At 68.4% G+C, this 26,824-nt stretch carries 22 protein-coding genes; 12 read left to right on the forward strand and 10 right to left on the reverse strand.

Going from position 1 to position 26,824, the window contains the following annotated elements; translation table 11 throughout:
• Positions 1–7: 7 nt before the first annotated feature.
• Genes LCF40_RS10985 through LCF40_RS10995 form a run of 3 tightly spaced genes read right to left on the reverse strand, consistent with a single transcriptional unit; the run spans position 8 to position 2,148 of the window.
• On the reverse strand, positions 8–814 hold the full coding sequence (locus LCF40_RS10985; protein ID WP_114578969.1) for an AAC(3) family N-acetyltransferase: 807 nt from the start codon (positions 812–814) through the stop codon (positions 8–10).
• 25 nt (positions 815–839) lie between these two features.
• Entirely contained in the window at positions 840–1,028 is a 189-nt protein-coding gene (locus LCF40_RS10990) for a DUF8119 family protein (protein WP_224828505.1), read from the reverse strand.
• Positions 1,012–2,148: a hypothetical protein gene (locus LCF40_RS10995; RefSeq protein ID WP_224828506.1), complete on the reverse strand. Its 1,137-nt coding sequence runs from the start codon at positions 2,146–2,148 to the stop codon at positions 1,012–1,014. The genes LCF40_RS10990 and LCF40_RS10995 overlap by 17 nt, the downstream gene beginning before the upstream one ends.
• 107 nt (positions 2,149–2,255) lie before the next feature.
• Between LCF40_RS10995 and LCF40_RS11000 the strand changes: the two genes are divergently transcribed.
• The 3 genes from LCF40_RS11000 to LCF40_RS11010 all read left to right on the forward strand — a co-directional run bounded on the left by LCF40_RS11000 (position 2,256) and on the right by LCF40_RS11010 (position 5,804).
• Positions 2,256–4,049 carry an acyl-CoA carboxylase subunit beta gene (locus LCF40_RS11000; protein WP_224828507.1) on the forward strand — a complete coding sequence of 598 codons (1,794 nt, stop codon included), beginning with the start codon at positions 2,256–2,258 and terminating at the stop codon, positions 4,047–4,049.
• A gap of 166 nt (positions 4,050–4,215) precedes the next feature.
• Positions 4,216–4,569, forward strand: a complete 354-nt coding sequence (locus LCF40_RS11005) for a DUF5658 family protein (RefSeq protein WP_114578965.1) — start codon at positions 4,216–4,218, stop codon at positions 4,567–4,569.
• A gap of 44 nt (positions 4,570–4,613) precedes the next feature.
• Entirely contained in the window at positions 4,614–5,804 is a 1,191-nt protein-coding gene (locus LCF40_RS11010) for a pyridoxal-phosphate-dependent aminotransferase family protein (protein ID WP_224828508.1), read from the forward strand.
• Here the strand turns inward: LCF40_RS11010 and LCF40_RS11015 are convergent.
• Positions 5,801–6,118 carry a DUF7116 family protein gene (locus tag LCF40_RS11015; protein ID WP_114578963.1) on the reverse strand — a complete coding sequence of 106 codons (318 nt, stop codon included), beginning with the start codon at positions 6,116–6,118 and terminating at the stop codon, positions 5,801–5,803. The two genes, LCF40_RS11010 and LCF40_RS11015, sit on opposite strands and share 4 nt — an antisense overlap.
• Positions 6,119–6,482: 364 nt before the next feature.
• Between LCF40_RS11015 and LCF40_RS11020 the strand changes: the two genes are divergently transcribed.
• Complete coding sequence (locus LCF40_RS11020; RefSeq protein WP_224828509.1) at positions 6,483–7,742, forward strand: O-antigen ligase family protein; 1,260 nt, start codon at positions 6,483–6,485, stop codon at positions 7,740–7,742.
• Positions 7,743–7,798: 56 nt separating this feature from the next.
• Here LCF40_RS11020 and LCF40_RS11025 read toward each other — a convergent pair whose 3' ends face one another.
• Complete coding sequence (locus LCF40_RS11025; RefSeq protein WP_224828510.1) at positions 7,799–9,292, reverse strand: sugar transferase; 1,494 nt, start codon at positions 9,290–9,292, stop codon at positions 7,799–7,801.
• A gap of 223 nt (positions 9,293–9,515) precedes the next feature.
• On the opposite strand from LCF40_RS11025, the gene LCF40_RS11030 reads away from it, so the two are divergent.
• Complete coding sequence (locus LCF40_RS11030) at positions 9,516–10,616, forward strand: glycosyltransferase (RefSeq protein WP_224828511.1); 1,101 nt, start codon at positions 9,516–9,518, stop codon at positions 10,614–10,616.
• A gap of 75 nt (positions 10,617–10,691) precedes the next feature.
• Entirely contained in the window at positions 10,692–11,939 is a 1,248-nt protein-coding gene (locus tag LCF40_RS11035; protein ID WP_224828512.1) for a hypothetical protein, read from the forward strand.
• A gap of 195 nt (positions 11,940–12,134) precedes the next feature.
• Here LCF40_RS11035 and LCF40_RS11040 read toward each other — a convergent pair whose 3' ends face one another.
• Positions 12,135–13,322, reverse strand: a complete 1,188-nt coding sequence (locus LCF40_RS11040; RefSeq protein WP_114578959.1) for a glycosyltransferase family 4 protein — start codon at positions 13,320–13,322, stop codon at positions 12,135–12,137.
• Between the two features lie 106 nt (positions 13,323–13,428).
• Between LCF40_RS11040 and LCF40_RS11045 the strand changes: the two genes are divergently transcribed.
• A complete protein-coding gene (locus LCF40_RS11045; protein ID WP_224828513.1) occupies positions 13,429–14,355 on the forward strand; it encodes an alkaline phosphatase family protein in 927 nt (308 codons plus the stop codon).
• Between the two features lie 22 nt (positions 14,356–14,377).
• A complete protein-coding gene (locus LCF40_RS23420; protein WP_224828514.1) occupies positions 14,378–15,595 on the forward strand; it encodes a glycosyltransferase family 4 protein in 1,218 nt (405 codons plus the stop codon).
• Between the two features lie 28 nt (positions 15,596–15,623).
• Here the strand turns inward: LCF40_RS23420 and LCF40_RS11055 are convergent, their stop codons facing one another.
• Complete coding sequence (locus LCF40_RS11055) at positions 15,624–17,426, reverse strand: ABC transporter ATP-binding protein (RefSeq protein WP_224828515.1); 1,803 nt, start codon at positions 17,424–17,426, stop codon at positions 15,624–15,626.
• Positions 17,427–17,718: 292 nt separating this feature from the next.
• Between LCF40_RS11055 and LCF40_RS11060 the strand changes: the two genes are divergently transcribed.
• Genes LCF40_RS11060 through LCF40_RS11070 form a run of 3 tightly spaced genes read left to right on the forward strand, consistent with a single transcriptional unit; the run spans position 17,719 to position 21,489 of the window.
• On the forward strand, positions 17,719–18,306 hold the full coding sequence (locus LCF40_RS11060; RefSeq protein WP_114578956.1) for a GNAT family N-acetyltransferase: 588 nt from the start codon (positions 17,719–17,721) through the stop codon (positions 18,304–18,306).
• Complete coding sequence (locus LCF40_RS11065) at positions 18,303–19,664, forward strand: lysine N(6)-hydroxylase/L-ornithine N(5)-oxygenase family protein (RefSeq protein ID WP_224828516.1); 1,362 nt, start codon at positions 18,303–18,305, stop codon at positions 19,662–19,664. Before LCF40_RS11060 ends, LCF40_RS11065 begins: the two co-directional genes overlap by 4 nt.
• 1 nt (position 19,665) lies before the next feature.
• Positions 19,666–21,489 carry an asparagine synthase-related protein gene (locus LCF40_RS11070; protein ID WP_224828517.1) on the forward strand — a complete coding sequence of 608 codons (1,824 nt, stop codon included), beginning with the start codon at positions 19,666–19,668 and terminating at the stop codon, positions 21,487–21,489.
• A 7-nt stretch (positions 21,490–21,496) separates the two neighbouring features.
• On the opposite strand, the gene LCF40_RS11075 is transcribed toward LCF40_RS11070, so the two are convergent.
• From LCF40_RS11075 to LCF40_RS11085, 3 genes are read right to left on the reverse strand one after another with little or no spacing between them, the layout of a single operon-like run.
• The gene (locus LCF40_RS11075) at positions 21,497–22,654 is read right to left on the reverse strand and encodes an ABC transporter ATP-binding protein (RefSeq protein WP_224828518.1); all 1,158 of its coding nucleotides are present in this window, start codon (positions 22,652–22,654) and stop codon (positions 21,497–21,499) included.
• Positions 22,651–24,312 carry an ABC transporter permease gene (locus LCF40_RS11080; RefSeq protein ID WP_224828519.1) on the reverse strand — a complete coding sequence of 554 codons (1,662 nt, stop codon included), beginning with the start codon at positions 24,310–24,312 and terminating at the stop codon, positions 22,651–22,653. The genes LCF40_RS11075 and LCF40_RS11080 overlap by 4 nt, the downstream gene beginning before the upstream one ends.
• A 1-nt stretch (position 24,313) precedes the next feature.
• Positions 24,314–25,759 carry an extracellular solute-binding protein gene (locus LCF40_RS11085; protein WP_224828520.1) on the reverse strand — a complete coding sequence of 482 codons (1,446 nt, stop codon included), beginning with the start codon at positions 25,757–25,759 and terminating at the stop codon, positions 24,314–24,316.
• A gap of 131 nt (positions 25,760–25,890) precedes the next feature.
• Between LCF40_RS11085 and LCF40_RS11090 the strand changes: the two genes are divergently transcribed.
• Entirely contained in the window at positions 25,891–26,802 is a 912-nt protein-coding gene (locus LCF40_RS11090; protein ID WP_224828521.1) for a glycosyltransferase family 2 protein, read from the forward strand.
• Positions 26,803–26,824: the final 22 nt, after the last annotated feature.

The raw sequence follows: 26,824 nt of genomic DNA on the forward strand, positions 1-26,824 counted from the left end.
CCGGCGGCTACCGGTTTTTCTCGAACCACTCCGTCGCGAAATCGACGAGATCTCGGTGGTCACACCGGACGGCGGTTGCCGCGCCGACCTGTCCTCTCTCCGCGCCGACCTCGCGCTCGAAGGCCTCGCCGACCGCGGGGAAGTCTCCGGTGTCCTCCGGGACGTTCTCGTACTCGATCCAGACGCGCTCGCCGTCGGCGAGGATCGGGGCGCCGTTTTCGACCGTCTCGGTCCCGAGGTCGGCCCGGTTCTCGGCCAGGTGCAGGGAGGTGTTGGCGTCGTGGCCGACGCCGAGTAAGAGCACCGAGCCGTCCCGATCGTAGATCTCTGCCAGCGGGGAATCCTCGCCGTGAGGGTAGTCGAGGGCGTGATCGGCGACGACCGCCTCGGCGTCCCGTCCCCAGGCGGCCATTGAGGTCGCGGGGTGGGCACTCCGGTGGACGTCCGGGTAGCTCCGAAAGCATTCGGGGATCGCGCCCATCCCCCGAGTCGGCGTGATCGACGGACGGTACGGCGGCATCGTCTCCTTGATCCGGTCGATCCACTCGTCGGGAACAGGCGGGTTCGACCAGCTCTCGGGATCGGTGTAGTCCGTCGAGTGCGTCGGCATCATGAGCGTCCCTGCCTCGCTCACCGCTCGCTGGAGGGCATCGAGGACTGCCGGCGCGCCGCCGGGAACCCACCCGATCGCCGACAGCGAGGAGTGGACCAGCAGCGTCTCGCCGCCCTCGATTCCGAGGGCTCGGAGGTCGGCCACGATCCGCGACGGCACCACCGGCTCGGCGACCCGCTCGATCGCCTCCCATTCGCTCATGAAGGGAGTGTTGTCGCGGGGTCTCTCAATCCTTCTGATCGGCCGTGATCTCGACCCAGGCGGCGATCCCGCCGACGAGCAGGGCGTAGAACACCGACCTGGGCCAGGCGGTCGCGAGGGCAGCGAGCGTCAGGAAGGCGACCCAGACGGTGACCACGAGGAGGTCGGCGAGGACCCGGCGGACGACGCCGAGAACGTCAGAAGTGGTACCCATGGGTTTCGGTGAGGTGGTAGGCGGCGACCCCCCAGAGGTGGTTCTGGCCGGGCCACCAGGTCCGGGCGTTGTTGAACCCCGCGATCAGGAGCCCCTCCTCCGTCGGGTAGTAGGCCGCCGAACCGCTGTCGCCGTCGGTCAGGTCGGTCTCGGTGCCCCACTGAAGCTGTCCCCGCCGGCAGTCACCGGTCACGCAGGTGACGGCGTCGATCCCCAGGATCTCCCCGGTCGTGTGGCCGGTCTGGGCGCCGACCTTCTCGAGAGGCTCGCCCCGCGCCGCGAGGTCCGCGAGCCCGAACCGGGTGAGCTGTCCGATCACCCGCGAGGGGGTGGCGCCGTCGATGGCGCTCTCGGGTTCGAACCCCCCCGTCGGCGAGACGGCGACGACGTCCACGGCGGGGTGGACGTGGCGAACCCGTCCGATCTCGACCGTCCCCGCGTCCCGCCGGGGCAAAGAGAGGGGGTCGCCGACGGTCGCGCCCTCGCCGTAGGCGTGTTCGGCCGTCGTGAAGTACGCAGAACCGTCCCGGTAGAGCGCGGGCCCGAGCGTCGCGACCCTGTCCCCGGTCCGGCAGCGAACCCCGCCGGGGACGGGACCGCCCCCGAGAGCACCCGCGAGTCGTGGCTCGCCCGACGCGTCCTCGGGAGGGTGCCGACGGACCGACTCGATCGTGACTTCCTCGCCCGCGAGCAGCATCTCGAGGGCCTCGCCCACCTGGTCGGCGTCCTCCGGGCGGACCTCGACCGCGAGCGTCGCCGTCCCTCGGTCGTAGGAACCGGGACGGACCGCGCTGCCGAGCAGCCCGGTGATCGAGCGGGCGGCGACCTGCTCGTGGAGGGCGAAGGCTTTCGACACCCGGGCGTACCAGTCGGCGGGGACGGCCCGCGTCCGGGAGGTGAGCGACGACGGATCCGAGCGGTCCTCCCGCACGAGGGCGGTGACGACCGGGACCTCGCCCTCGTCGGCCGCGAGGAACTCGTCGACGCCGAGGAGGCTCGCCAGCCCGAGGCCGTAGCCGGTGGTTCCGGCGACTCGGAGAAAGCGACGCCTCGATGTCCTCGAGGAGAGCCGATCCCGGACGGCGGCGAGTCGGTCGGCGGGGCTCCCGGTTGAGGTCATCGAGAGCGAGAGTGTGGCGCCGGTCGTGATAGCTAATGTTCACGTACAGCGGTCGGTCGGGAACGATAATGGGAAAACGGTTTGGAGCGCGCTCTCCCAGAGCCGGCATGGACGTCCGAATCGCGGCCGGCGCCAGCGAGGAGGAGGCCGCCGCCATCGCCGCCGCGCTCGCGGGACACGTCGACGAATCGGTCGCTGTCTACGCCGAGGAGGGCGAGGAACCGATCGCGGTTCGGGACCCACCCGGCGAAACTCGAGGCGAGGACTCCGGGAACGATCGAGAGCCCGAGGTCCAAGCGGGACCGACCGACCGGGAAGAACGGCTGCGCGAGGAGATCGACGACATCCTCGAGGGAGGACCCGAGAAGTATCGCGACCGGCTCGCGGAGCAAGGTAAACTGTTCGTCCGCGACCGACTCGAGCTCTGGTTCGGGGAGAAAAGCGCCCACCAGGGGGGCGATTCGGCGGGCGGGATCCGCTTCGAGGACGGCTCGTTCGCGAACTTCGACGCCTGGCATCCCGACGGGAGGGATCCCGACCCCGACGACCGCCTGCCCGCCGACGGCCTGCTGACCGGCGCCGCCGAGTTCGAGGGCCGGGACGTCCACTTCATGGCCAACGACTTCACCGTGAAGGCGGGCTCGATGGCCGAGAAGGGCGTCGAGAAGTTCCTCCGGATGCAACAGCGCGCGCTGAAGACCGGAAAGCCGGTGCTCTACCTGATGGACTCTTCAGGGGGGCGGATCGACCAGCAGACCGGCTTCTTCGCCAACCGCGAGGGGATCGGGAAATACTACTACAACCACTCGATGCTCTCCGGGCGAGTGCCACAGATCTGCGTCCTCTATGGCCCCTGTATCGCGGGCGCGGCCTACACCCCCGTCTTCGCCGATTTCACCGTCATGGTCGAGGGGATGAGCGCGATGGCTATCGCAAGCCCCCGGATGGTTGAGATGGTCACCGGCGAGGAGATCACGTTAGAGGATCTCGGGGGGCCCCAGGTCCACGCCCGAGAGTCCGGTTCGGCGGATCTGGTCGCCCGCGACGAGGAACACGCCCGGGAGCTGGTCGCCCAGTTGATGGGCTACCTTCCCGACAACGCCGACCAGAAACCGCCGGTAGCAGAGTCCCAGAAGCCGACGGCGGCGCCCGAGGGACTGGACTCGGTCGTTCCAGGGGCGCCGAACAAGGGGTACGACATGGCCGACGTGATCGAGCGCGTGGTCGACGGCGACTCCTTTTTCGAACTCCAGCCCGAGTACGGCAAGGAGATCCTGACCGGGTTCGCCCGGATCGACGGCCGCCCGGTCGCCGTCGTCGCAAACCAGCCCGCCCACCGCGCGGGCGCGATCTTTCCGGACGCCGCCGAGAAGGCGGCGGGATTCATCTGGAAAGCCGACGCGTTCGACGTCCCCCTGCTCTACCTCTGTGATACGCCCGGCTTCATGGCTGGCTCGGGGGTCGAAAAGGAAGGCATTCTCGAACAGGGCAAGAAGATGATCTACGCGACCTCCTCCGCGACGGTTCCCACACAGACGGTCGTCGTCCGGAAGGCCTACGGCGCGGGGATCTACGCGATGGGTGGGCCAGCTTACGACCCCGAGAGCGTCCTCGGCCTCCCTTCCGGCGAGATCGCGATCATGGGTCCCGAGGCCGCGATCAACGCGGTCTACGCACGCAAACTCGCCGAGATCGACGACGAGGAGGAACGCCAGCGACGCGAGCAGGAGTTGCGCGAGGAGTACCGCGAGGACATCGACATCCACCGGATGGCCAGCGAGGTCGTCATCGACGAGATCGTCGCCCCGAGCCGCCTTCGAGAGGAACTCGCCGCCCGGTTCGACTTCTACGCGGACGTCGAGAAGGAACTGCCCTCGAAGAAACACGGGACGATCCTGTAACCACCCCGTTCGTCGGATTCCGTGGCCGTTCGAGCCGCCTCCATTGGTGTAGGGGTGGCCTACCGATCCCCCGAGGGGGCCCGCACGCGGCTCATACCAATACTCCCGCCCGGTCCTTCTCCGTTCCCGCGAGGGTTCGGGCCGGTTCGACTCCGGCGGCGGGGGTATGGGAACCGATCGCGTTCGGGAGGAAGTCCTCGGTCTCGGACGACCCGGGACGCCGGGCAGGCTTGAGCGCGCCCTCTGGCTCGCGGTCGCCCTCGCGCTCGTCGGCGACGTCGTGACGACGCTTCTCGGACTCCACCTCGGCCTCGTCGAGTCGAACCCGGTTGCTCGCGGCGCGATCGAGGTCGCGGGACCCGTCGCGATGGTCGCGATGAAGGCGGGGGCCATCGGCGTCGGCCTCGCCTGCCGGCCGCTGCTTCCCGCTCCCTACGCGCCGATCGTCCCGGCCTGTCTCGCCGGTCCCTGGCTCTGTGCGACCGCGTACAACCTCTCCGTGCTCGTGGTCGTCATCTGACCGATGCGTGAACGCTTTTGTCGGTTCCCCTCCTGGCCCCCGCTATGGCCGACACCGACGGGCCGACGACGGGCGAACTGACGCCGCCGGACCGGACGCTGATGGGGCCGGGACCGAGCGACGTCCACCCGCGCGTGCTGCGCGCGATGAGCACCCCCCTCGTGGGCCACCTCGACCCCGCCTTCGTCGAGATCATGGACGAGGTCCAGGAGCTTCTCAGGTACGCCTTCCGGACCGAAAACGAGTGGACGATCCCCGTCTCGGGCACCGGCTCGGCCGCGATGGAGGCCGCCATCGGCAACGTCGTCGAGCCCGGCGACACCGTACTCGTGCCCACGAACGGCTACTTCGGCGGCCGGATGGCCTCGATGGCCCGCCGGGCCGGCGGCGGCGTCGTGGAGGTCGAGGCGCCGTGGGGCGAGCCCCTCGATCCCGACGCCGTCGCCGACGCGCTCGCGACCCACGATCCCGACGTCTTCGGCTTCATCCATGCGGAGACGAGCACCGGCGTCCGCCAGCCCGCAGTGCCCGAACTCACGGCGGCGGCCCACGACCACGACGCGCTCGTGATCGCGGACTGCGTCACCTCGATCGGCGGCGTCGAGCTTCGGGTCGACGACTGGGGGATCGACGTCGCCTACGCCGGCCCCCAGAAGTGTCTCTCCTGTCCGCCGGGCGCGAGCCCACTCACGCTCTCGGACGAGGCCATGGAGAAGGTGCTCTCGCGCGAGGAGGAGGTCCGGTCGTGGTACCTCGACCTCTCTCTTCTGGAGGGCTACTGGGGCGAGGAACGTTCGTATCACCACACCGCGCCGGTGTCGAACGTCTACGCTCTGCGAGAGGCGCTACGGCTCGTCGCGGAGGAAGGGATCGAGGCACGCTGGGAGCGCCACGAGCGGATCGCGGGCGCGCTGAAGGCGGGCGTCGAGGGAATGGGGCTGGAGATGAACGCCCCCGACGACTACTGGCTCCCGAGCCTGAACGCAGTCCGCGTTCCCGACGGAGTCGAGGACGGCGAGGTCTGTGCGGAGCTGTTGGATCGGTACGACCTCGAAATTGCGAGCGGACTGGGCGACTTAGAGGGGGAGATCTTCCGGATCGGCTGTATGGGCCACTCGGCGCGCCCGGAGAACGTGATCTACGTGGTGACGGCACTGGGTGACGTGCTCGAGTCGATGGGTGCCGACGTCGATCCCGACGCCGGCGTGGCGGCGACACGGCGCGCGCTGCGCTAAGCCGAGACGGTCGGTCCCGGGGGCGCGCGCTCGACCTCGTACTCCTCGCCGTCGACGACCATGATCGCCCATTCGTAGTCCGGATCGACCCGGCGGAGTTCGGCCTCCAGGTCGTCGGCGCTCTCGGGTTCGGCGACGAAACAGTGGAAGTCGCCGCCCTCGGGGAGCCGTCCCTCCTCGAGTACGGTCCGGACGTGGACGACCTTCCACTCGCGTTCGGCCCGGAACTCGGGGCCGTCGCCCTCGACAGTGTATCCCAGCTCCGCGAAAATCGACCTGGCCTGCTCGACGAGACGCGTGTTAACAGGTCCCATTCGTACTGGGATACGTTCGCATCGGTCATAAGCCTTTGCGTTGTACTCTCCTGGCGGATGTTTGTGGACGTGCGGACGATAAAAGGCCATAAAGCGCAAACATGGCCCATCAGTCCGGGTCAGAACTATCCGTGTTCTGCGCCCCGATCGGTAGGCGTGCGGAGATTGCCGGCAGTCGCACTCGCTCGCCCCATCGGGTCCATCGCCGCGTCGGCGCTCACAGGTCGGAAACGAAGCGCTACGGTCCTCGCTCGGGCACCGGAGGCGACACGGCGGGCAGGGCCGCGTCGAGCGCGGTCGAGGGCACCACCCGGACGCCACCGTTTCCGCGGGTTTTACGAGCGGGCGAGAAAAGAGGATACTGATGCGGTCTCACGCCCGTGACGACGCGGTCTTCTCGACTCTCTACGTTGCGTTCGTCTTCGCGGGCGTCTACAAGAGCGCGTGGTACCTCGCCTGGATCCCGGTCGATCTGACCCTGGTGTTCGGAACGCTCATGGTCGCCGCCGGGGGCTGGCTGGTCCTGCGAGGGCGGATCCGGCTCACCCGGGCCGGCCTCGCCCTCACCGCCTGTTTCGTCGCCTTCAGCGCCTATGCGGTCGTCTCCGGGCTGTGGACGCCGAGTTCGGAGTACTACCTCTCGAAGGCGTTCCGGCTCGTCGCCGTGACCGGACTGGCGTTCGGCGCCGGCGCCCTCGGCGTCGCGTCGTCGACCCGACGCCTCCGGTATACCGGGATCGCGACGACGGGACTCGCCGTGCTCACCGGGATCGAATCGCTGATCGAGTACGCCCAGCCGTCGGGCCGGGCCACGCTCTCGCCGTTCGGGACCAACTACCTGATCACCAGTCGTCTCCTGGGGCTCGGCGTGTTGCTCCTCGTCGGCTATCTCGTCCTCTCGAGGAGCGATCGCCGGGTCACGGTCGCCGCGGCCGTGGCTCTCCCCGGGATGGTGTTCGCGCTCTTTGCGACCGGGGCCCGCGGTCCGATGGTCGCGACGATCGTCGCCATCGGGCTGCTCCTCGTCGTCGGCATCTCGACCGGCACGCTTCCGAACGGCGTCGCCGCGATCGGGGCCTACACGGGCGGTGCGCTCGCGCTCGGAGTCCTTACGGTGACGGTCGGGCGCCAGCTCGCCACTGTCCGGCGGCTCCTGGTGTTGGCCGACGGACCGGGATGGTCGCTCAACCGTCGGTTCGTGCTCTGGAACCAGACCATCGACGGGCTCGATATCGGGATGCTTCCGGTCGGGCACGGCCTGGGCTCGTGGCCGGTACTCACCGGCTACGGCGACCACCAGTACTATCCCCACAATCTCGTCCTCGAGGTCGTCTTCGAACTCGGGCTGGTGGGTCTGGGACTTCTCGCCTGCCTGTTCGGAACTGCCCTCTTCATCGCGCTCTCGGAGTGGCAGACGACCGGTCGGTCCGTCCATCTCGTTCTCCTCGTCGTGTTCGTCTATCTGGGAATCAACGCGATGGTGACCGGAGACGTAAACGAGAACCGGTATCTGTTCGCCCTCGCCGGACTACTCGCCTATCGAGCAGATCCGCGTCGGTACGAACGGATTTCGGGACCGTCGGTTCTCGGTTCGGACTCCACGATGGGATCGGCGCGCTCGTGAGTGTCGGTTCGGCGAGCGCGTTCACCCGGCGGGTACCTTCGGTCCGGCGTCATTCGTCACGGACGTCCGACGAGCGACCGCCGGACGAGATCGAGGAGGCTTCGAACCACCATCCAGAGCTGGCGGATGACGATCTTGGTGTCGAACCAGAACGACTGGTTTCTGATGTACGTGAGGTCGTACTGCAGTTTCGCCCTGGAGTTCTCGCTCGAGACCTCGTTGATCTGGGCCAGCCCGGTCAGGCCGGGCTTGACGAACCACCGCTTCTTCCAGGTCGCCATCTCCCGCTGGATGACCTCCTCCTCGGCCGTCCACGCCGCTCGTGGTCCGACGACGCTCATCTGGCCCGTAAAGATGGCCCACACCTGGGGGAGTTCGTCGAGGTGGGTCCACCGCAGGAGGCGCCCGACGCGGGTGATCCTGTCCTCGTCGTCACCGGGAGCGGCGGCCTCGCTTTCGGGTTCCATGCTCCGAAACTTGTAGACCGAAAACCGATCGCCGAACTGCGTGGTGCGCTCCTGTTTGTAGATCACTGGTCCGGGACTGTCGAGTTTGATCGCGATGGCGATGGGGACGAACAGGAACAGCGTCACGAGGAGGCCGACGCCGGCGAACGCGACGTCGAACAGCCGTTTGACGACCCGGTTCTGGAGGTCCAGCGGTTCCATGTTGATCCCGATCAGACGGTCGGCCTGTTCGGACGAGATGGCGCTTTCGTCCTCGACGAGCACGCTCTCGTTGTGCTCGGTCAGGATCTCCACGTTCACGTTGTGTCGGTGGCAGGTCTCGAGGACGCCGAAGAACTCGGCGCGGTCGGTCTGGGGGAGGGCGGGGATCACCGTCCCGACGTCCGACCGATCGAGGATGTCGTCCAGACGGGAGAGCCCGCCGAGACAGTCGTACTGTGCCAGTTTCTCCGGAACCGGGTGGGCCCCGCCGTCGGCGCGGGCGTCACCGTCGACGCCGTGGGAGTCGGTCGGCGAGAACGCGTAGCCGGCGATCGGTTCCGCCGCGGCCTGCACTGCCGCCTCGATCCGATCCGGGTTGTTACCGACGACCAGGGTCCCCTCGGCTCGTTTGAGCTGTCTCTGCTGGAGGAGGACGAACCAGCCCGGAAGCGTCACGGCGAGCACGCCCACGTACGACAGGAGCGTGGCCCGCGGAAGGTACAACGTCGTCGAGAAGTAGCCGGCCGTCGCGAGGGCGACGACGACGATCAGCAGGGACCGAACCGTCGCCGTGAGCATGTCCAGAATCCGCCGAGGCCGTGGCTTGCACAGCGGCAACGCAGCGAGAACCGTCACGACGGCCGTCGTCACCAGAACGACCGGCGACAATGTCATCGAGGGGGTCGTCCGTCCACTTTCGAACGGCCGTTCGAGGCCCGGGAGTCGCTGTGGCTCGGCGGCGACGACGACGAGAGCGAGCCCCGTCGCAACCACCAGCCCGACGAACGAGAGGAGCCGATAGACATTTTTGCGACGCGAGAGAGAGCCATCGCCGGCGAACGTCGTCTCGACGTTCGACGATGACCGTGCGTCCGCTGGCATCGCCCTGTTTTCGGTCGGCCTAAACCAAAAGCGTATGGATTTCGGCTCGAGCGTGCCACGCCCGTATCGGCGGGGTTCCGTCGGGATACCTACGATCGTTCGCTCCCTCGCCCCACATTGTTTTCGGCCGGCCTAAGAATCGCATCGTTTATCTTCCCTCTTTCCACTATCCCGAACGAGCACGCCCTCCCACCGCCGTTGCCGGGATAGCACCCCCCAACCCATGACCGAGAACACGCCGAACGTCCTGCAGGTCTGTACGTACTACTTCCCGTTTACCGGCGGGATACAGAAGATGGTTCGGACCCTGGTCACCGGAATCGACGACGCCAACTTCCGGATCCTCACCTCACGAACCCGGGGGTGGGGTGGCGTCGGCGAGAAACACGGTACGACGGTGGTTCGTGCCGGGAGTTTCGGCCCCGTCAAATCGACGCCGATCAGTCCGGGATTTCCCTGCCGACTGAGAGAGCAACTCGAGTGGGCCGACCTGATCCACTACCACCTGCCCTTTCCGCTCGGGCCGGTGAGCCACCTCCTGAACCAGGTCGAGACGCCGTTCGTCGCGACCTTCCACGACGACATCATCGGCAAAGGACCCGTCGTCTACCCCTACAAGCCAGTGCTCGACCGGTTTCTCGGCGGTGCCGAGCGGATCATCGTGACCTCGCCCCAGATGCGAGACGAGTGTGCGCGCCTCTCGGAGTTCCGTTCGAACGCGGCGGTCGTCCCCATCGGAATCGAGGCCGACGACACCCCGATCGCCCCGAAACCGCTCGAGGGCCGGGAGCTCCTGTTCGTCGGTCGTCTCGTCGAGTTCAAGGGCGTCGATCGCCTCATCTCGGCGATGAGGGGCCTGGACGCGACGCTGTCGATCGTCGGGAAGGGGCCGGCCCGGGACTCCCTGGAACGCCACACCCGCGCGGAGGGGGTCGCCGACCGCGTCACCTTCGAGGGGTTCGTCTCCGAGGCACGACTCGACCGGCTCTACTCCGAGGCGACCCTGTTCGTCCTCCCGTCGGTGGGCAGAAACGAGTCGTTCGGGATCGTCCAGCTCGAGGCGATGAAACGCGGGCTGCCGGTGATCAACACCGCCCTTCCCACGGGCGTCCCCTACGTCAGCGTCGACGGGAAGACCGGCCGAACCGTTCCTCCGGGCGACCCCGGGGCGATCGCGGCGGCTGCCGAGGAGTTGCTCGCGGATCCGGAGCGCTACCGGCGCTACTCGGCGAACGCCCGGCGTCGCGTCCGCGAGGAGTTCGCCGAGACACGGATGCTCGAGCGGACGAGCGCCATCTATCGGGACGCGGTCGCTTCCGAGTGACCGCCCGATCGGATCGAGTCCGGGCCTTCGACCGATCCGCATCTATATGGGGCGTCCGGGAGTAGCCGTCCGCGAATGGTCGCCGCCGCCGTCGTCGCGGTCGTCGTGGCGTTCGCCCTCGTCGCTCGGCGACGATCCCGGCTCTACGGCTACGCGGGCGGCGTCGCCCTCGCGGGCCATCTCCTCCTCGCCGTGGTCGTGCTCCCCCTGGTCCCCTACGACTGGGACATCGATCTGTTCCATACGGCCGCCGTGGCCATCCTCTCCGGGGCCGACCCCAACCTCCTGTCCCCGGTCGACGCGTTCGCCACGGTCCAGGCGCTCCTCTACGCCGCCTTCGGGGCCGATCCGACGGTGCTGGCCGTCGTCAACGGCCTGCTGGCCGTCCTGATTCCGCTCCCGCTGTGTTACGTCGCCCGGCGTCTCTACGCTCCCCTGGAATCGACCGACGGCCTCCTGGTCGTTCTGCTGTTCTTTCCGTTCCCGTTCCTGTTCAACACGCTCCCGATGCGCGACGCGCTCTCGACGCTGCTGGCGGTGGCGCTGCTCGCGGTCTGCGTGCGGGTCATCGCAGACGGCCGGCGCCGGTGGGCGCTTCCCGCCCCGGCGCTGTGGGTGGCCGTCTTCTTGTTGCGGGAGGAACTGGCCCTGCTGATCCTGCTGGGTGCCGGGGGAGCGCTGCTCGTCGCCGTAGTGAGGAAAATCGCCGGCCGGGAGATCCCGCTGCGTTCCCTGGCGCTCGCAACGATCCCCGTCGGCGTCTGCGGGTTCGCGCTGTTTTCCGCCCTGTTCCCCGTCGATGCCCTCGACGCGCGGGTGCAGTACCGCGCGATCGGGGGCGGCGCCTACCTCGAGTCCATGCGATACGAGTCGTGGCTCGACGTCGTGCTGGCCGCGCCGGTCCGTGCGATCTACTTCCAGTTCGCGCCGTTCCCGCTGCACGTCGATTCGGCGTTCGACCTGGCGGCCGTCCTCTCGCTGCCGCTCCTGGTCGCGCTCGTCGTGATCGCCTACCGCTCGCTTCGCGCCGTCGAAGCCGACTCCGCCGTGGCCGTCTTCCTGCTGGTCGTCTACGGCGGCGGCGTCGTCGGCTACGGCCTGATCGACTCGAACTACGGGACTACGATCAGACACCGTTCGATCTTCGTGTTTCTGTTGGCCGTCCTCGGCGCGCCCGTCCTCGAGTCGTGGTACCGGTCACTCCGTCGGTATCTCGAGGAAACGGTCGATCAGCACCGCCAGGGGGACGAACACCAGCACGAAGCTCAGGAACTCGATGCCGGCGGCGGGGTTCGAGCGGAACACCGAGACCGCACTCGCTAGAACGGAGACGGCGAGAGCGCCGATCAGCACCCGCTCGTCGCCCAGGACGGAGAGAGCCCTGCTGCTCGCCGCCCGCCGGTAGAGCGTCCGTATCGCGGCGTTCGCCTTCGACTCCGAGGACGATCGGCGTCGGTCCCGATCCATCGATCGAGGGTAGGCCCGATCCGATGATAACTGTTGGCACTCCGGGATGGGTCAGCCGACCAGTCCCTCGAACCCTCGTTCGAGTCGGTCGGTGACCCCTCCCCACGTGTAGCCCTCGTCGATTACGTAGGACCGACAGGCGTCGCCCGCTTCGGAACGCGCCGGCGCCGACAGCCGCGCCCACGCCACCAGCCGTGTGGCGAGCGCGTCGGCGTCGCCGGGGTCGACCAGCAGCGACTCCGGGATCCCTTCCCGGGACTCCAGATCGCCCAGGATCTCGGGGGTCGCGCCGGCCCGCGTCCCGATCACGGGCGTGCCCGCCGAAAGCGCCTCGAGCGTCGCGAGCCCGAACCCCTCGAGCTCGAGCGTCGGGAGGACGAAGACGTCCGCGCCGGCGTAGAGGGTGGCGAGGTCTTCCTCCGGGACGTAGCCGAGAAAGGTGACGGCCGACTCGATTCCCAGCCGATCCGCGCGCGCCCGCAGTCGATCGCGGAGCGGGCCGTCGCCCCCGACGTAGAGGTGGGCGTCGGCGCCGTCGGCGACGCTCGCGAACGCGTCGAGTAGCGTCTCGAGACCCATCCGCGGGGTGAGCCGGCGGACCGTGAGAAACGCGGTCTCGCCGTCCGAGAACAGGTCGGGGCGGGGACCGTCGAGGGGAGCGAACCGGGCGGCATCGACGCCGCCCGGAACGACCGAACAGGGCGAGGCGTGGGGATGGTACTCCCGGAGGCGCTCGCGCATGAACTCGCTCAACACGATGGCACCGTCGCTGTGGCCCAGTACGTTGGCCTCGATCCGGTGGCGCAGAATGCTGTTGAGCCAGTGCCACGGGGCCGCCCACGGACTCGGGTCGACCAGCCGGTCGCGGTACTCCACGCCCCAGAGCCCGTGGACCGTGTACGTTCGTGGAACCGGGTCGGCCACCGCTCTATCGACGCCGAACGAACTCAGTGCGCCGTGAAAACTCACGAGGTCCACGGGCGCCTTCGACCGGATCGACGCCACCAGCCGGTCGATCTCGCGGAGCGTCGCCGGGAGCCGCGGGATCGACGCGCCGTAGCGGTGGACGTCCATCCCGGCGACCGTCTCCCGGGCGGGCGCGTCGCCCCGGCGTCTCGTGACGACCGACACCGTGTGCCCCCGTTCGACGAGTTCGCGACCGACCTCGTAGTTGTAGCGCCCGGAGCCGGTCGCCTCCGGCTCGGGATAGAGGTTGTTCGTCGCGGCGAGGACGTGCATACGCCGTCTGGACCGCGATGGAGAATCAACGTTGCGCTCGACGCGAGGGTTCGCTCGAACGGGATGGCGAAACACTCATTTCCCGTCTCGAGCGAGGTTGGGGCACATGGACGCGCGTCCGCGGCTGTCCCGTGCGCTCAAGAACCCGATCCTGTTTTGCAGACACGCAAACCGGCTGTACCACCGCCGGCTCGGGCTCCGCTCGTACAACGAGGACGGCATCGACCCGTTCGCGGCCGACTGGGACAACCTGCTCGTGCTCGACGCCTGCCGGTACGACATGTTCGAGCGCCGGGCGGACCTGCCCGGTCGCCTCCGACGCGTCGAGTCGCGGGCCTCCACGACGGTCGAGTTCCTCCGTGCGAACGTCGGCGGGCGCGACCTCCGGGACACCGTCTACGTGACCGCGAACCCACAGCTCCACCAGCACCGCGAGTCGATCGAGGCTCAGTTTGCTGCCGTCGTCGACGTCTGGCGCGCCGACGGCTGGGACGACGAGCACGGCACGGTGCTCCCCGAGACGGTGACGGCGGCCGCACTCCGGGCGAACGAGGAACACCCCGACAAGCGACTCGTGATCCACTACATGCAGCCCCACTACCCCTTCATCGGGGCCGACACCCGCTTTGCGGGCGGGGACTTCACCGACACGGAAGCGAGCGAGGAAAACGTCTGGGTCCAGCTGTTACAGGGACGCCTCGACGCCGACCGCGAGGGGATCTGGGAGCTGTACGACGCCAACCTCGACCGGGCGCTCCCCCACGTCGAGGAGGCGATGGAGAAACTCGGGGGGAGGACGGTCGTGACCGCCGACCACGGCAACATGGTCGGCGAGCGCGCGTTCCCGATCCCGTTCCGGGAGTGGGGCCACCCCCGCGGCGTCTACACCCCGGAACTCGTCTCCGTCCCGTGGCTGGTCTACGAGGACGGCCCCCGCCGGAAGATCCGTGCATCCACCGCCGGCCACGGCGAGGAATCGGCCGACGACGACGTCGTCGCCGAACGGCTCCGCGACCTCGGGTACGCCGAATGAGAACGAACGCGAGGGGGACGGCGTGAAGGTCGGTTTCGTCCATCCGACGTACCCCCAGGGCGAGGGGACGGGCGCGACCCACAGCGCCTCGCGGATCGCCTTCGAGTTGGCCGATCGGGGCCACGACGTGACGATATACCCCTGGGAGACGCCGCCCGAGGACGCGACGATCGACGCCGGCGTCTCGGTCCGCCCGCTCGCCCTCTCGGGATATCCCTACCACTCGGCGCTCCAACTGAACGACGCGCTCCGCGAGCGCCTTCCCGAGTTCGACGAGTACGACGTCGTTCACAGCTACGTGATGAACGCCATGCCGGCGATGGGGGCGATCGCCGAGCGGACGGACGCCGCGACGGTCGTGACGCTCAACGCCTACGGCGCGATCTGTCCGAAGAACGACCTCCGCTACATGGACCGCGAGCCCTGTACCGAAAACGGGCTGGCGAAGTGTACGGCGTGTTCGCTCGCGACCAGCGGCGGCGGCGAGGACGGTCCCCTCTATCGTTCGGCGAGCAGACTGGGCTATCTGAAGCTCGTGCAGGAGGGCGAACGGGTGGCCGACCGGATCGATGCCTACCACGCCCTCTCGCCCCACATCGCGGCCACCTACGCCGACTTCGGCTTTCCTCCGGAGCGGCTGACGGTCGTTCCCAACGTTCTCGACGAGCGGTTTTGCCGCCCCCACGAGAGCGACTTCGAGGGGCCCTACGACCTGCTGTACGTCGGCTCGCTGGCCGAACACAAGGGCGTCGATCGTCTCGTTCCGGTCCTCGATCGCCTGAACCGGCAGGTTTCGGACGCCGTCCGGCTGACGGTCGTCGGCGACGGCGATCTCCGGAGCGACGTGGAACGACAGGCCGCAGAGAGCGGTCTCGCCGATCGCGTCACGGTCACCGGCTGGCTGCCCAACGACGACCTCCCGGCGGTGTTCGCGTCCCACGACTGCTTCGTCTATCCCGGTCGATGGGACGAACCGTTCGGGCGGGTGTTCCTCGAGGCGCTCGCGACGGGGACGCCGGTCGTCGCAAGCGACGTGGGCAGCGTCGCCGAGATCGTCGGCGATGCCGGCGTCACGACCGACGGCTCCGTCGAGGGGGTCGTCGCCGCACTGGCGGACCTCCTGGCTGGCGAGGCGCTTTCGGCCCGATCGGCGGCGGCCGCCGAGGAGATCGAAGCCTACCGGGCCGAGGCCGTCGTTCCGCAGTTCGAGGCGCTGTACGAGGCGGCAATGGAGCGATGACTCCGGTAGCCGCGGCGGTTTCGGCGCTCTACCCACCGGTCTGGGTCGCGTAGAGGGCGGCGTACTCGCCGTCGTTCTCGACGAGGTCGTCGTGGGAGCCGACCTCGGAGATCTCGCCCGCGTCGAGCGTATAGATGCGGTCTGCGTTCCGGACCGTCGTCAGCCGGTGGGCGACGGTGACGACGACGTACTCCTCGTCCATCGTCTCGATGCCCTCCTGGACGTCGCGCTCGAGGGTCGAGTCCAGGTCGCTGGTCGCCTCGTCGAGGAGCAACACGTCGGCGTCGCCGAGCAGGGCCCGCGCGATGGCGAGGCGCTGTTTCTGTCCGCCCGAGAGGCGCACGCCGTCGTCCCCGACCCGGGTCTCGTACCCCTTCGGGAGGTCGTCGAGGAACTCGTCGACGCGTGCGATCTTACAGACGCGATCGATCTCCTCGCGCGTGGCCGCCCTGTCGGCGATCGTCAGGTTGTATCGGAGGGTGTCGTCGAAGACGTAAGGGTCCTGGCCGACGACGGCGACGCGCTCGCGCCACTCCTCGATCGCCATCTCGCCGATCGGGATCCCGTTGGCCCGGATCTCGCCGCCCGTGGGTTCGTGCAGCCGCGCGAGCAGGGAGACGACGGTCGACTTCCCGGCGCCGGACTGGCCGACGAAGGCCACGAACTCCCCCCGTTCGGCGGCGAAGTCGACCCCACGGAGCACGTCGGTCTCCCCGTCGTAGGAGAAGCTGACGTCGTCGAAGGCGATCGACTCGACGGTGTCGGGTGTCTCGCGTCGGGCGACGTCGGGCTCGGCGTTGTGCGCGAGGTCGCGTGTGAACCGTCGCGTGCGCACGAGATGCGGGAGGTCCTGTTCGATCCGGTAGAGCAGTTCGTTGGCCCGGCTGGCCTTGGGCCCCAGCCGGAACATCGCAAAGAGGAAGAGTCCGAGCGAGCCGAGCGTCAGCTCCGCGTACGTCAGCGAGACGTAGATGAGCGCGAACACGGAGACCGCGACGGCGAGCTGATAGGCGTTGTCGATCGCGGCCTCGTTGCGGCGCAGCCTGATCCGGGCCCGCGTGTAGTCCTCGACGCTGTCGGCGAAGTCGCCGTACAGTTCGTCGACGAGTCCGAAAATCCGGCTCTCGCGCATCCCCTGTGTGCCCGCCTGGGCGGCCTCCTGGCGCCGCTCGTTTGCGTCGGCGACCCGATCGCCGATGTCGTAGCCGGGTTCGACGACGACGCGCAACAACACGGTCACGCCCCCGAGCACGGCGACCGTCAGGACGGTGAGCGTCGGCGAGACGAGGAAGGCGATGAGCCCGTAGACGATGCCGAGGAACGACTGTTCGACGAACAGGACCAGCCGCTCGATCACCTGGCCCGCGTAGAACGTCTGGGTGATGATCGCGTTCAGCACGTCGTCCGAGCCCTCCTCGTCCAGATAGGTGATCTCGGCGTCGAAGGCGTTCCCGAACGCCTCGGTCTGGAGGTCCCTGATGTAGGACATCCGGAGGCGTTCGCGAAACCACGCCACCAGGAAGCTCGCGGTAAAGCGGACGGTCATGACGGCGGCGACGCCGAGCACCGCCGTTCCGAGCGTCAGGGGGACGTTCAGGGTTCGGTAGACGGTGGCGAAGACCCCGGCGATCCCGCCCTCCGCGGGCCGGCCGTCGGCCCGGACCAGCTCGATGATCGGAAGGACGAAACTCAGTCCGATCCCTTCGAGGACGGCGGCGGCGATCCCCAGAGCGACGATCGGAACCGTGAGCTTCGGGTCGTAGGCGAGGACGCTGCGTAAGGCGTCGAGTTTCTCGCGTCGCGAGGCCGGCGGGGAGTCGGAGTCGGACATGGCGGGTGGCTGTGTCTACGTCACCCCTCCGGCCTCGGGCGTATAAATCCACTCATCCCCGAGTATCGCCCCCTCCGAGCCTCGAGACGGGTGCTTTAGGCCGGCCAAACATATGGGAACGGCTTTATTCGAGGATCCGAAAGGGTCGGTGTGAGAGCCTCGTCGCGTCGGCGGGCCGACGCGGGACCTACACATTTTTAAGGTTGGCCTAAAAATTGGGTGTAACGAGCGATCAGGAGATGAACTCACACACTGAAACGACGCGTTCTCGGCTCCGGACGGCGATCCCGGCATGACCGGGCCCCGGGAGACCGTCGGGTCGGGGTACAGCTTCCTCACGACCGACCCCGACCTCGGGAGGACCATCGGCTTCCGGAAGGTCGATCTCGCGCGCGACCTCGGACGCCTCCACACGTGGCTCAACAGCGAGCACGTCCTGCCCTACTGGACCCAGAACGATCCGCTTCCCCAGGTCAGAGACACGATCGACGAGCGGGCGAGAGACGACGACCAGACGCTGTACATCGGCTACCTCGATCACACCCCGATGAGCTACTGGGAGTCCTACTGGGCCGCCAGGGACCGAATAGGGGAGTACTACGACGCTGAACCGGCCGACCAGGGGATCCACCTGCTCATCGGTCCCCCCGAGTATCTCGGGAAGGGGTACGCGAGCCCGCTCGTGACGGCCATGGTCGCCTTCCAGTTCCAACATCCGGAAACCCGGCGGATCGTCACGGAGCCCGACGCCCGGAACGAACGCGCCATTCGCGCCTTCGAGAGGAGCGGCTTCGAGCGCCAGCGCGAGGTCGAACTGCCCGACAAGACGGGCGTTCTCATGTTCTGTGACCGGGATCGGTTCGAGGAGGAGATCGTATGACCGACCGCGTCCGCAACGTCGTCGGCATCGGAATCGGCCCGTTCAACCTCGGGCTGGCGGCGCTCGTAGACGACGCGCCCGCCGACGTGGACGCCGTCTTCCTCGAGCAGGAACCGGAGTTCAACTGGCACGAGGGGATGCTCATCGAGGAGACCACCCTCGAGGTCCCCTTCCTCGCGGATCTGGTCACGATGGCCGATCCGTCGAACCCCTACAGTTACCTCAGCTACCTCCACGACCGCGACCGCCTCTACGAGTTCTACTTCTACGAGGAGTTCTTCATCCCGCGTCGCGAGTACAATGACTACTGCCGGTGGGTCGCCGACCAGCTACCGTCACTGGCGTTCGACCGGCGGGTCACCGACGTCCGGGAGGAGGGAGGCGTCTTCGTCGTCGAGACGGTCGATCCCGGGACGGGCGAGCGGACGAGCTACGCCGCCGAGAACGTCGTGATGGGGATCGGGACCCAGCGCCACGTCCCCGACCAGTTCGAGGACGTCCTCGGAGGCGACGTGTTCCACTCGGCGTCATATCTGCACAATCGCGAGCGGTGTCTGGAGGCCGACTCGGTCACCGTCGTCGGCTCCGGCCAGAGCGCGGCGGAGGTGGTTCGGGACCTCCTCGAGCGCCAGCCCGACCACGACTACGGCCTCGACTGGATCACCCGGTCGCGGGGATTCTTCCAGATGGCTGACGGCAAACTCGGCCACATGGTCTACACCCCCGACTACATCGGCTACTTCTACGATCTGGATCGGGAGACCAAAGACGAGTTGCTCGGGAGCCAGGACCTCCTCTACAAGGGGATCGACGAGCGCACGAGCGCGCGGATCTACGACGCGCTCTACCGGAACTCCATCGGCGACGCCGATCCCGACGTGGGGTTGCTCGCGGCGACGGAGGTCACCGACATCGAGAGCCGGGAGTCGCGGGGAGGCTACCGGATGATCTGCCGGCAGTGCCAGGAGGACGAACGGTTCCTCCACGACAGCGAGGTGGTCGTCCTGGGAACGGGCTACGCCCGGAGCGATCCGCCCTTCCTCGCGCCCCTGGAGGACCGGCTCCGGCGCGACGGGCAGGGCCGTCTCGAGATCACGCGGGACTTCCGCTTCGTGACCGACGGACTCGACGGCGAGATCTTCGTCCAGAACGCGGAGTTACACACCCACGGAATCAACGCGCCCGACCTCGGGCTCGGTCCCTACCGGAACGCCACCATCGTCAACGCCGTCGCCAGCGAGGAGCTCTACGAGCCCGCAAGCGCCGACGTCTTCCAGAGCTTCGCGGCCGGCGACTTCGTTGCCGACCGGGGAGCGCGCCGGCTCTCGGACGCACCGCGAGTGGGCGACGAGGACTGAGATGGTCGGCCTCTCAGGGGTTTTCGGCGACGCGGCCGACAGCATCGAGGTCGAGACCGTTCCCGAAACCGTCGCCGGCGAGGTCGCCGACACCTATCGCGAGCACGGCGTTTCCGTCCGCTCTGCGTTCCACGAGGGGACGGCGACCGACCAGCCCGCCGAGGCCGGGGGCGCGCTCGTCTGGACATGGGGCGAGGTGTACAGCGTCACCGATTCGAACGGTACGCGGACCACCGTCGATCCCAACGAGTCGGCCCGCGTCTGCGCCCGGGAGTACGCCGACCACGGCCTCGAGTTCGTCACCCGACTCGACGGCGAGTTCGTCGGCTGTGTCTACGAGCCGGCCGCCGACACCGTCTCCTTTTTCCTCGACAGGCTCGGCGCGCGCCCGCTGTACTACGCCGCTACCGAGGACGGCCTCGCCTTCTCGACGAACGTCCAGACGGTGCCCGTGGTGCCGGGGAGAGAGCTCCGCTTCGAGGAGGAGTACCTCGCGGAGTACCTCTACTGTCGGCGCACGATCGGCACGCGGACGCCGGTCCGGGGCGTCTCACAACTCCCCCCGGCGACGGTTCTGACGTACGATATCGCAAGCGGCGACGTAGACCGGCGCCGGTACTGGGAACCCCGTTACCGCCCGATCGACAGGCCCCTCTCGTACTTCGTGGGGGAGCTGACCGAGCGCTTCGACCGGGCGGTCGCCGACCGGACGAGCGACGACCGCGACCACGGGCTCTTGCTCTCCGGGGGAAGCGACTCCCGGGCGGTGTTGGCCGCCGCCGACGAGCCGCCGACGGGCTTTCACCTCGGCGACGGCTGGAACCGGGAGGCACGGATCGCCAAACGGTCGGCCGACGCCGCGGGCGCGGAGTTTCGCCTGCTGGATCGCGGGCCGAACTACCACGCCGAGTTGCTCGAGCGCGCGGGCCCGATCCAGGAGTTCATCGGACCGTTCCACACGGGCCACGCGCTCGGGTTCGCCGAGGAGATCCGCGAGGAGGCCGACACGCTGCTGACGGGGCTGTACAGCGACGACCTCTTCGGCTCCTGGAGCGTCTCGCAGGCGACGCTCGACCTGCCCGCCGGCGTTCGGTTCTGGCTGCCGTTCGCGCGCCTGCCGGAGGCCCTTCCCGAGTTCGTCTCCGAACTGGCGAACTCGGGACCCGTCCGACGGCCGCCCTTCCTCGATTCGACCCCCCTGGAGGGGATCCTGTGGCGCAACGTCGATTCGAGGGGCGGCCGGGTCGACTTCCACGGCGTCGAGTACGAGTCCGTCGGGGGACTCAGCCTCGCCTCGACGCTGTACCCGATCACGAACGGGATCGGGTTCGACCTCTACAGCGCCCTCCAGATCGCCCCGACGCGGAACCCGTTTCTGGACCGGCGGCTGATCGACCTCCACTGTGCGATGCCGTTGAAATACCGGCTCCGCCACGACCCGCTCCACCGGGCGATCGAGCGTCTCGACGGCTCGCTCGCGGCGATCCCCCACGCCGGGACCGGGATTCCCCTCGACTATCCGAAGGCGGCCCACGCGGTCGGCAACCGCGTGACCAACCAGGTCGACAAGCTCAGGGCGACCGGCTCCTACCGGACGGACGGCCCCTGGCAGAACAAAAACGAGGTCGTCCGGGGCGACGACTTCGTGGGTCGGGCCCTCGACAGACACGAGGCCAACGGCCGGCAGCTTCCCGGCGTCGACTGGCCGGCGGTTCGAGAGACCTACCGGCGACACCGCGAGGGGGAGCTGAACGTCGCCGAGGAGCTCTACCGGCTGGTCTCCGTCCTGGAGATGCCCCTGACGGAGCGGGTCGTCGGGGAGTGAGCCGGGCTCAGGCCGACGGGAACCAGACCAGCGGGTGGTTCGCGACGAGGTCGAGGCGAACCGACTCGCCGACGTCGAACACCTCCGTGTGGCCGTGGAGCGACTGGACGGTGTCGCCGCCGTCGGTTTCGACGCGGTAGACGAACGACGGCCCCTGGTACTGGCGCCGGGTGATCGTGCCGTCGGCGTCCGCGGGAGAGGTGGGCGTCACCCGGAGGTCGTCGGGTCGGACCAGGACGTCGACGGCGGCCTCCTCGGACAGCGCCCCCCAGTCAGATCGCTCCACCCCGACGAGCGCGTCGGCATCCAACTCGCCGACCTCCGTCAGGAGGACGCCGTCGGCGACGGTCGCCGAGAGGAAGCCGGCGCGACCGAGGAAGGTGGCGACGAACCGCGAGGCGGGACGCTCGAAGACCGTCTCCGGGCGGCCGATCTGCTCCAGGCGGCCGTCGTTCATGATGCCGACGCGGTCGGCGACCGACAGCGCCTCCTCCTGGTCGTGGGTGACCCAGATCGCCGTGACGCCCGTCTCGTCGATGATACGGCGGATCTCCTCGCGCATCGAGACCCGGAGGCTCACGTCGAGGTTCGACAGCGGCTCGTCGAGCAGGAGCACGTCGGGTTCGGGCGCGAGCGACCGTGCGAGCGCGATCCGCTGTTTCTGGCCGCCCGAGAGCTCGCCGGGGTAGTCCTCGCCGTGGTCCGCCAGATCGACGAGCGCGAGCAACTCCTCGACGCGGGCCCGGCGTTCGGCCTTGCTGTGGTCGTTCAACCCGAACCCGACGTTCTCGGCGGCGGTCATGTGAGGAAAGAGCGCGAAGTCCTGGAAGACGAGGCCGATATCGCGCTCCTCGGCGGGGACGAACCCGCCCCGGTCGGCGTCGGCGATGGCGTCGTCGTGGAGTTCGATCCGACCGGCGTCCGGTCGCTCGAGCCCGCCGACCAGCCGCAGGGTCGTCGTCTTGCCACAGCCCGATGGGCCGAGCAGGGTGAGCACCTCGCCGTCGCGGACGGACACGGAGAGCTCCGAGAGGGCGGTTTCGGTGGCGTACGACCGGGCGATGCCCTCGAGGGAGAGGACGGGATCGCCCTCCGGCTCGCGGGTGGATTCGGCGGATCGGTCGGTCGAGACGGCGGACCGTTCGTCGTGGACGTGTCGTGTCATGCGTTGTCCTCCTGTGACAGGATGACGACCATCGAGAGCGCGGAGACGACGATGAGCGCGAGCGCGGGGACGGCGACGGCGCCGTAGTCCGCGCTCTCGCGGAGTCCCCAGATATAGGTGACGAGCGTCTCGAACCCGGTCGGGTGGAGCAGGAGCGTCGCGGGAAGCTCCTTCATCGTCGTGAGAAAGACGAGCGCGCTCCCGCCGATCACGCCCGGCGCGATCAGTGGGAGCGTGATCCGGCGGAACGCGGCCGATCGGGTGCGCCCGAGCGTCCGCGCGGCCTCGGTGAGACTCCGATCGACGCGCCGGACCGACGAGCGGGTCGCGCCGACGGCCTGGGGGAGGAAACGGACGACGTAGGCGAAGATCAACAGCGGGAGCGTCTGGTAGAGCCCCGGCGCGACGTTGCTCCCGAGAAGCGTCTCCGAGATCCCGCCCGCGGACGCGTCGTACCAGACGCCGAAGAACACGAGCGCCAGCCCGAGGACGATCCCCGGCATCGCGTAGCCGACGTACGTCGCGCGATCGAACAGCTCCGCGAGCCGGGAGCGGTGTCGCGCGGCGAGGTAGGCCACCGGGACGGCGGCGACCGCACAGACGAGCGCCGCAGCCAGGGAGACCTGCACCGAGTTGAGCACGAACTCCAGCCGGAACCCCGAGGCGATCCTGGTGGCGCCCTCGGGACTGCGGACCAGCCACTGGAGCAGGATTCCGATCGGGAGGACGAGACAGAGACAGACGACGAGCGCACAGAAGCCGAGCGCCGGAGCCGTCCACCGCCCGAGGGAGACGGTCGTCTCGCTTTCCTTGGGGCTCGTCCCGACGTACGCGCCCCGGTTCGAGTCGCCGATCCGCGATTCGATCGCGAGGATCACTGCCGTGATCGCGAGCAGTTGGACGGAGAGCAACGCCGCGGTCTCCCGGCCGAACGCGTTGTACTCGACGTAGATGACCCGCGTGAAGACGTCGAGGCGCATCAGCGACGGCGTCCCGAAGTCAGAGAGAGCGTAGAGCGCGACCAGAAGCGCCCCCGAGGTGATTCCCGGAAGGAGCTGTGGGAGCGTCACCCGCCTGAACGCCTCCCGCCGCGAGGTGCCGAGGGTTCGGGCGGCCTCGACGAGCCCCTGGTCGAACGAGAGCAGCGACGCCCGCGTGGTGATGAACACGTACGGATACGTATACAGCGTGAGCACGAGCGTCGTCCCCCAGAAGCCGTAGATCGACGGGATCGACCCGATTCCCAGTGGCGCGAGCGCGTCGGCGAGTTCGCCGCTGGGGCCGAACGCCATGACGAACGTGAAGGCGCCGATGTAGCTCGGGATCACCAGCGGCAGCGCCACGGCGATGGTCCAGAACCGCCGAAAGGGGAGGTCGGTCCGCACGGTCAGGAAGGCGAGGGGAACGCCGAGGAGGATCGAGGCGCCGGTGACGGCGGCGACGAGCGCGAGGCTCGTCAGGAGGATCTCGACCGTCGTCGGGCGCACGAGGATCGATCGCGCGTACTCCGTATCGACCTGGAGGACCCGCATGGCGATCCAGACGAGCGGCGAGAGCACCGCGGCGGCGATCGCGCCGCTCAGCAGGGTCAACCCGATCGGGTGGCTGCCCTTGCCCCCCCGATCGAACGGTTCGGCCAGCCGGTCGGCGACGGACATGCTACAGGGCGCCGACCTCCCGGAGCAGTTGCAGGGTGGGTTCGACGTCCGAGAGCTCCGCGAGGTTGAGCTCGGGCGGGTTCAGTTCGTCGATCGTCGGCAGGTCGCCGATCGGCGGGACGCCCGGGACGAGCGGGTACTCGTAGCCTCGCGTCCCGAGGAACTCCTGGGCCTCGATGCTGAGCAGGTGGTGGATGAAGTCGGCCGCGAGCTCTTCGTTGTCGGTTCCCTGGATGATCTCGGTCCCCGAGCAGTTGATGAGTGCGCCGGCGTCCCCCTGGGTGAAGGCGAGATCCAGCGGGGCGTCCGGGCGCTCCTCGTACACCAGCCTCGAGTAGTAGTGGTTCGAAAAGCCCGCGTCGAGTTCGCCGCTCGCGACCGTGTTCGCGACGACCAGCTCGTTGTCGTAGGTCTGGACGCCCTGCTCTAGCATCCCGTTCAGCCACTGTCGGGTCTCCTCTTCGCCGTTGATGAGCCGCATCGCCGTGACGAACGACTGGAACGCACCATAGGTGGGTGCCCACCCCATCGCGTCCTGGAAGCGCTCGTCCTCGGCGAACGCCATGACGTCGTTCGGGACGTCCTCGGCGTCGAACTCATCGGTGTTGTAGGGGATGCTCCGGGCGCGGCCCATGATCCCGACCCACTGGTCGGTCGGGTGGAACGTGTCCGGCACCCCCGAGACGACCCGCTCTGGAAGCTCGACGGTCGCGTCGTTGGAGGCGACGATGCCGATGGAGCCGGCGTCGATCGCCCAGAAGACGTCCGCCGAACTCGAGCCCGCGGACGTCTCCTCGATGATCGTGTTGGCCAGCTGTGCCGACGGCGCGGGACGGATCGAGACCGAGAACTCCTCGTAGGCCGACTGGATCCGATTCATGAGATTCTGGTACAGCCCTCCCTCGCCGCCGCCGAGATAGACGGTGAGCTCGCCGCTGAGATCGGGGAGATCCAGCATCGAGATGCCCGTGTACTCGCTGGGGCGATCCTGAATCAGTGGTCCGTCCCCGCGCCAGTCGTCGATGTTGAACAGTTCGTCCTCCGTGTAGGTCCGCTCCTCGGCCGTCCCGTTCCCGTCAGTGTCGTTCGTCTCGTTCCCCTCGATGTCGTTCGTCTCGTTTTCGGACTGGTTGTCGTCGATCTCGGTCTCCTCGGTGTCGTTCGTCTCGGTGTCGTTCGAGTCCTCCGGCGTGGTCGTCGCGTTTCCGGTTTCGTTGTCCCCGTCCGCGTTCTCGCTGGCCGTTTCGGTTTCGTCGTCCTCGTCGGTCTCGTTCTCGCTCTCGCCGTTTCCGTTCCCCCCGTCGCCGCCGAGACAGCCCGCGACCACCAACGCCCCCGCCGTTGAGCCGGCTACTTTGAGGACCTCTCGTCGTCTCGAGTCGGTACCACGGTCGCGTTCGGACCCACCGTGGTCCCCATCGCGGTCGTCGCTCGTGTCGCTGGTCATGTACGCCGTGTTTTTGGCCGACCTAAAAAGCTTTTACATCCGCCGGTCGAACGGAGGGGTGAACGGGTCCATCGAGGCCCGACGGAGAGAAATGTCCACCGATACCCATCGCCCTACTGACCGATCCGACCGTGAGTGACCCGAAGACCAGCGTCGTCGTCCCGGTCTACAACGATCCCGACGGGTTGGAAACGACCATCGAGTCGCTGGGAGACCAGACGGCGACCGACTACGAGGTCGTCATCGCGGACAACGGATCGACCGACGGGACGACGGAAGTCGCCCGGAGCCTCGCCCGACACGAGCGGGTTCGCTACGTCGGAGAGGAGAGGATCCAGAGCTCCTACGCCGCACGAAACGCGGGGATCGAGGCGGCAGAGGGGGAGATCCTCGGGTTCGTCGACGCGGACATGTGGGTCGAGCCGGATTATGTCGAGTCGATCACCGACCGGATGGAGGCCGGGGATCGGGAGTACATGGGCTGTCGAGTCGAGGTCGTCGCCGACGGCGGACTCGTCGCCCGCTACAGGGCCGCGACCGGGTTCGACGTCGAGACCTACGTTCGGGAGAAGCGGTTCGCGCCGACCTGTTGTCTCGTGGTCCGCCGGGGGGTGTTCGACGCCGTCGGCCGCTTCGACGGCCGACTGCGCTCGAACGGCGACCTGGAGTTCGGCCGGCGCGCCCACGACGCCGGGTTCGACCTCGTCTACGAACCCGGGATCACCCTCTATCACCCCGCGCGGTCGACGCTTCGTGAACTCGTCGCCCAGAGCGCCCGGATCGGCCGCGGCCAGGGGAAGTTGCGCGAGCGACACGGGGACCGGTTCGACGTCCGGGACCCGGCGAATCCGCGGAACTACTTCCCGGTGAACCCCGTCGCGTTCCGCGAGCGAGTGGCCGGCGGATCCCCGAGCTTTGCCGAGGCGGTCGGCTGGTACCTGATCGCGTGCCTCCAGAAGTGGTCGATCGCGGCCGGCCATCTCCGGCGGACCGCGGGCTCGGCCGTCGCGACGCGGGCCCCGGGCCGGTCGCGCCGTCGGTAAGCGTTCGCGGAATCGGCCGGGC

This window comes from Saliphagus infecundisoli, assembly GCF_020177375.1.
In the GTDB taxonomy this organism is placed as follows: Archaea; Halobacteriota; Halobacteria; order Halobacteriales; family Natrialbaceae; genus Saliphagus; species Saliphagus infecundisoli.

Excerpts from the sequence above, each read along its gene's own strand:
- LCF40_RS11070 (WP_224828517.1), top strand. The coding sequence starts at position 19,666 with ATGGTCGGCCTCTCAGGGGTTTTCGGCGACGCGGCCGACAGCATCGAG.
- LCF40_RS11000 (WP_224828507.1), top strand. The coding sequence starts at position 2,256 with ATGGACGTCCGAATCGCGGCCGGCGCCAGCGAGGAGGAGGCCGCCGCC.
- LCF40_RS11060 (WP_114578956.1), top strand. The coding sequence starts at position 17,719 with ATGACCGGGCCCCGGGAGACCGTCGGGTCGGGGTACAGCTTCCTCACG.
- LCF40_RS11040 (WP_114578959.1), bottom strand. The coding sequence starts at position 13,322 with ATGCACGTCCTCGCCGCGACGAACAACCTCTATCCCGAGCCGGAGGCG.
- LCF40_RS11010 (WP_224828508.1), top strand. The coding sequence starts at position 4,614 with ATGGCCGACACCGACGGGCCGACGACGGGCGAACTGACGCCGCCGGAC.
- LCF40_RS11085 (WP_224828520.1), bottom strand. The coding sequence starts at position 25,759 with ATGACCAGCGACACGAGCGACGACCGCGATGGGGACCACGGTGGGTCC.
- LCF40_RS11020 (WP_224828509.1), top strand. The coding sequence starts at position 6,483 with ATGCGGTCTCACGCCCGTGACGACGCGGTCTTCTCGACTCTCTACGTT.
- LCF40_RS11075 (WP_224828518.1), bottom strand. The coding sequence starts at position 22,654 with ATGACACGACACGTCCACGACGAACGGTCCGCCGTCTCGACCGACCGA.
- LCF40_RS11055 (WP_224828515.1), bottom strand. The coding sequence starts at position 17,426 with ATGTCCGACTCCGACTCCCCGCCGGCCTCGCGACGCGAGAAACTCGAC.
- LCF40_RS10990 (WP_224828505.1), bottom strand. The coding sequence starts at position 1,028 with ATGGGTACCACTTCTGACGTTCTCGGCGTCGTCCGCCGGGTCCTCGCC.
- LCF40_RS11015 (WP_114578963.1), bottom strand. The coding sequence starts at position 6,118 with ATGGGACCTGTTAACACGCGTCTCGTCGAGCAGGCCAGGTCGATTTTC.
- LCF40_RS11045 (WP_224828513.1), top strand. The coding sequence starts at position 13,429 with ATGGACGCGCGTCCGCGGCTGTCCCGTGCGCTCAAGAACCCGATCCTG.
- LCF40_RS11080 (WP_224828519.1), bottom strand. The coding sequence starts at position 24,312 with ATGTCCGTCGCCGACCGGCTGGCCGAACCGTTCGATCGGGGGGGCAAG.
- LCF40_RS11065 (WP_224828516.1), top strand. The coding sequence starts at position 18,303 with ATGACCGACCGCGTCCGCAACGTCGTCGGCATCGGAATCGGCCCGTTC.
- LCF40_RS11025 (WP_224828510.1), bottom strand. The coding sequence starts at position 9,292 with ATGCCAGCGGACGCACGGTCATCGTCGAACGTCGAGACGACGTTCGCC.
- LCF40_RS11030 (WP_224828511.1), top strand. The coding sequence starts at position 9,516 with ATGACCGAGAACACGCCGAACGTCCTGCAGGTCTGTACGTACTACTTC.
- LCF40_RS11005 (WP_114578965.1), top strand. The coding sequence starts at position 4,216 with ATGGGAACCGATCGCGTTCGGGAGGAAGTCCTCGGTCTCGGACGACCC.
- LCF40_RS10985 (WP_114578969.1), bottom strand. The coding sequence starts at position 814 with ATGAGCGAATGGGAGGCGATCGAGCGGGTCGCCGAGCCGGTGGTGCCG.
- LCF40_RS11035 (WP_224828512.1), top strand. The coding sequence starts at position 10,692 with ATGGTCGCCGCCGCCGTCGTCGCGGTCGTCGTGGCGTTCGCCCTCGTC.
- LCF40_RS10995 (WP_224828506.1), bottom strand. The coding sequence starts at position 2,148 with ATGACCTCAACCGGGAGCCCCGCCGACCGACTCGCCGCCGTCCGGGAT.